This is a genomic window from Lysobacter sp. yr284 (genome assembly GCF_900107375.1).
Taxonomy (GTDB): Bacteria; Pseudomonadota; Gammaproteobacteria; order Xanthomonadales; family Xanthomonadaceae; genus Lysobacter.
The window spans coordinates 117431-121104 of sequence record NZ_FNPT01000013.1 but is presented as its reverse complement, the minus strand read 5'-3'; the positions used below and the strand labels follow the sequence as shown (position 1 = coordinate 121104).

Sequence of the window (3674 nt, the reverse complement as noted above, 5' to 3'; positions counted from 1 at the left end):
TCGCGCAGCTCCTACAGCGGCTGCGGCCACTACGCGATCTACCTGTAGGAGCGGCGCAAGCCGCGACCGCGAAACCGCAGCTCGTACCGAAAGCCTCGCTGCAGCCGTTTTGTCGCGGCCGCGGCCCCCCGCCGCTCCTACAAGAGCTTCCAGCAGCTGCGCGATCCGCGTGCGCAAACGCCGCGCATCCGGCTCACGCCGCCGGCGCCGCGGCGAACGCCATCTCGTCCAGGCAGGCCGCGAACAGCCGTGCGGCTTCCTCGATCTCGGCCACCGACAGCGCGCCGTAGCCGAACAGCAATCCCGCGCGCGCGGGCGCCTGCATGTAGCACGGCGCGACCGAATACAGCCCCAGCCCGCGCGACTGGGCGTGGGCGACGAACGCGTCGCCCTGCGCCGGGCTGCAGCCGCGCAGCCATACCAGCAGGTGCATGCCGGCGCGCGAGTCCTGGATCTCGAGCGCGTCGCCGGCCAGCCGGCGCAGCGCCGCCAGCAGGGCGTCGCGGCGCTGGCGCAGGGTCTTGGCGGTGCGGCGCAGGTGGCGCTCGAAGCCGCCGTCGGCGAGGAAGTGGGCCAGCGCCGCCTGTTCGATCCCCGGCGAGCCGAAGTCGTCGGCCCACTTGGCCGAGACGAAGTCCTCGCGCAGCCCCGGCGGCACCACCAGGTAGCCCAGCCGCAGCGACGGGAACAGCACTTTCGAGAACGTGCCCACGTACAGCGTGCGGCGCGCGTCGTCGAGGCCGTACAGCGCCGCGTGCGGCTGCGCGTCGAAGCGGAACTCGCCGTCGTAGTCGTCCTCGAAGATCCAGCACTCGTGGCGGCGCGCGTAGTCCAGCAGCGCGCGCCGGCGCGGCAGCGACATCAGCGCGCCGGTCGGGAACTGGTGCGACGGGGTCACGCAGATCAGCCGCGGCGGCCGCTCGGGCAACAGGTCGGTGCGCAGGCCCTCGCGGTCGACCGGGATCGGCAGCAGCCGCGCGCCGTGGATCTGCAGCGCTTCGCGCACGGCGAAGTACTGCGGGTCCTCGATCGCGACCTCGTCGCCCTCGTCGAGCAGCACCCGCGCGGCCAGGCTGACCGCCTGCTGGGTGCCGGCGACGATCACCACGTCCTCGGGCGCGGCGCGCACGCCGCGGCGCAGCGACAGGTACTCGCACACCGCCGCGCGCAACGCCGGCAGGCCCTGCGCGGCGGGGTAGTTCGGCGGCGTGTAGGCGGCCGCGTGCGACAGCGCGCGCGCCCAGGCCGAGGTCAGCAGCGGATTGGTGAACGGCACCCCGTACTGGAAGCTGTGCACGGTTCCGGGCAGGCGCCGGCCGGGGATGTTGGCGTGGTCGTGGTAGCGGCGCAGGCGGCGCGCATAGGCGCTCTGTGCGGGGATCCGCGCCGGCGGCTCGCTGCGCGGCTGCGCCGGCGCGCCGGGCAGGACCACGAAGCTGCCCGAGCCGACCCGCGCCTGCATGAAGCCCTCCGCGCGCAGTTGCTCGTAGGCGGCCAGCACGGTGTTGCGCGACAGCCCGAGCTGCTGGGCCAGCAGCCGGCTCGGCGGGAAGCGCATCCCGGCCGGCAGCCGGCCGGCCAGCACCGCGTCCTTCAACGAGCGGACCAATTGGCCGTGCAAAGGGCCGCGGCCATCCAGCGGCAGGTACATCGGCGCACTCCCGATTGGCCCCCTCGGGCCGCGCTCGTGGCGAGTGTGCCAAGCCCGCCGCCGGCTGGCGAGCCGTCGGCGCGGCCTGCCGGTCGCGGCACATCGAGCCCGCGCTGGCCGCGCAACCGCGGCCGCCCACGGCCCCGAACCGGCCGCTTGCGGCACCGGCGCCGGGGCCGGCCGCGCCGGATTGGCTCCTTCGCTGCCCTGGAAATTGGCCCTCCTGATGCGCGGCCGAGCTGGCTAGCTTAGGAACCAACCGCAGCATTCACGCCGCACCGCGACGACGCCGAGGGCCGCAATGAGCGTGCACCATCACCGCATCCGTTTCGCCGAGCACCTGGACCTGGGACCGGGCGCGCACCCGGCGTCGTCGCTGGACCTGAACAGGCCATGGTCGCCCGCACCCGCGGGCCTGCACCTGGTCTGCGCCTCCGGCCGCGCCGTGCAATTGGACTTGCCGGCGGGCTGGCTGTCGCTGTGGCTGCCGCTGCAGGGGCCGCTGCGGCTGGAGGCGGCCGACAGCGCCTGGGACCTCGCCCCCGGCCACCTGCAGGTCTGGCGCGACGGCCGCGTGCGCAGCGGCGCGCGCAGCCCGTGCTGGTGGCTGTGCCTGTGCGGCCCGGAACCGGCCTGGAAACCGCATCTGGCCGAGGCGCCGCAGGCGCTGGGCAGCGAACTGTTCCCCTGGGAAGGCCTCGCCCCGCGCGATGCGCGCCGGCTGCTGGTGCGGCTGGCGCGGCTGGGCGCGCGGCCGGCCGAACTGGCCGCCAGCGGCCCGACCCTGCTGCGCACCCTGGCCGAATTGCTGCGCGAACAACAGCGCGAACTGCTGGAACGGCTCGCGCGCTGCAGCGGCCGCACCCTGCGCCGGCGCCAGCAGACCTTGCTGCGGCTGCTGCGCGTGCAACACCTGATCCGCCGCCACCCCGACGTGCGCCTGGACCTGGGCCGGCTCGCGCGCAGCGCCAGCTACTCGCCCTGCCACCTGATCCGGATCTACCGCGACGTGTTCGACGAGACCCCGACCGAGTACGCCGCGCGGCTGCGCTCGGACCGCGCTTGGCGCATGGTCCGCGACACCCGCATGCCGGTGTGCGAGATCACCGAGGCGCTGGGCTTCGAAAGCCAGAGCGCGTTCTGCCGCGCGTTCAAGAACTCCTTCGGCGTCACCGCGACCCAGGCCCGCCGCGCCGAAGCCGCGCGCGGCCGCGCGGCCTGACATCGCATCCGCACTCGCGCCCGCGCCGTATCGCTTCGATCGCGGCGCGCGCCCGCAGCGCGCGGCCGCGACTTGCCGCTCGAATCGCCCGACCCCATCCGCATCCGTCGCGACCGCGTCCAACCCAACCGCCCTGGCTCCAGTCGCGCCCCGCCCCGATCCCAACCTTCGTCGCCAACCTCGCCGAGCCCGCCATGACCGCCGCCGTCCGCCCCGTCCGCTCCCTGCCGCTGTGGACCCTGATCGGCGGCCTCATCGCCGCCACCCTCGATATCGCGTACGCGATCGGCTACTGGGGCCTGACTAAGGGCGTCGCCGCGAGCCGCGTCCTGCACAGCGTCGCCTCCGGCCTGATCGGCCGCGACGCCGCGCTGGCCGGCGGCGCCGGTTCCGCCGCCCTGGGCCTGTTCCTGCACTACTTCATCGCGCTGCTGATGGCGGCGGCGTACGCGCTGGCCGCGAGCAAATCGGCGTGGATGCGCCGGCACCCGTGGCCGGCCGCGACCGCATACGGCCTGTGGCTGTTCGTGGCGATGAACTTCATCGTCGTCCCGCTCTCGCGCGCCGGCATGAAGGGCCTGCCGCCGGACCCGGTATGGATCGGGCTGAGCGTGCTGGTCCACATCGTCTTCGTGGCCTGGCCGATCGCGTGGGCGGTGAACCGCGCGTACAAGCGCTGACCGCCGCTGCGTTCGTGGGCGATCTCCCTGTAGGAGCGGCGCGAGCCGCGACCGCAGGGCCGCCGCCCGCACCGTAAGTTTCGTCGCAGCCGCGTTGCCGCAGTCGCAGCTTGCGCAGCTC

3 protein-coding genes are annotated in these 3674 nt (G+C 74.3%); 2 read left to right on the top strand and 1 reads right to left on the bottom strand.

Features of this window, described 5'->3' with window-relative positions; genetic code table 11:
- Positions 1-193: 193 nt before the first annotated feature.
- Positions 194-1651, bottom strand: a complete 1458-nt coding sequence (locus tag BLV01_RS17830) for a MocR-like pyridoxine biosynthesis transcription factor PdxR (protein WP_091802795.1) — start codon at positions 1649-1651, stop codon at positions 194-196.
- Between the two features lie 301 nt (positions 1652-1952).
- Here BLV01_RS17830 and BLV01_RS17825 point away from each other — a divergent pair, with 301 nt between their 5' ends.
- Both BLV01_RS17825 and BLV01_RS17820 read left to right on the top strand, forming a co-directional pair.
- Positions 1953-2873, top strand: coding sequence for a helix-turn-helix transcriptional regulator (locus BLV01_RS17825; protein ID WP_091802792.1), 921 nt, complete (start codon positions 1953-1955; stop codon positions 2871-2873).
- 194 nt (positions 2874-3067) lie between these two features.
- The gene (locus BLV01_RS17820) at positions 3068-3553 is read left to right on the top strand and encodes a hypothetical protein (RefSeq protein WP_091802789.1); all 486 of its coding nucleotides are present in this window, start codon (positions 3068-3070) and stop codon (positions 3551-3553) included.
- The last annotated feature ends 121 nt before the right edge of the window (positions 3554-3674 follow it).

Excerpts from the sequence above, each read along its gene's own strand:
- BLV01_RS17830 (WP_091802795.1), bottom strand. The coding sequence starts at position 1,651 with ATGTACCTGCCGCTGGATGGCCGCGGCCCTTTGCACGGCCAATTGGTC.
- BLV01_RS17825 (WP_091802792.1), top strand. The coding sequence starts at position 1,953 with ATGAGCGTGCACCATCACCGCATCCGTTTCGCCGAGCACCTGGACCTG.
- BLV01_RS17820 (WP_091802789.1), top strand. The coding sequence starts at position 3,068 with ATGACCGCCGCCGTCCGCCCCGTCCGCTCCCTGCCGCTGTGGACCCTG.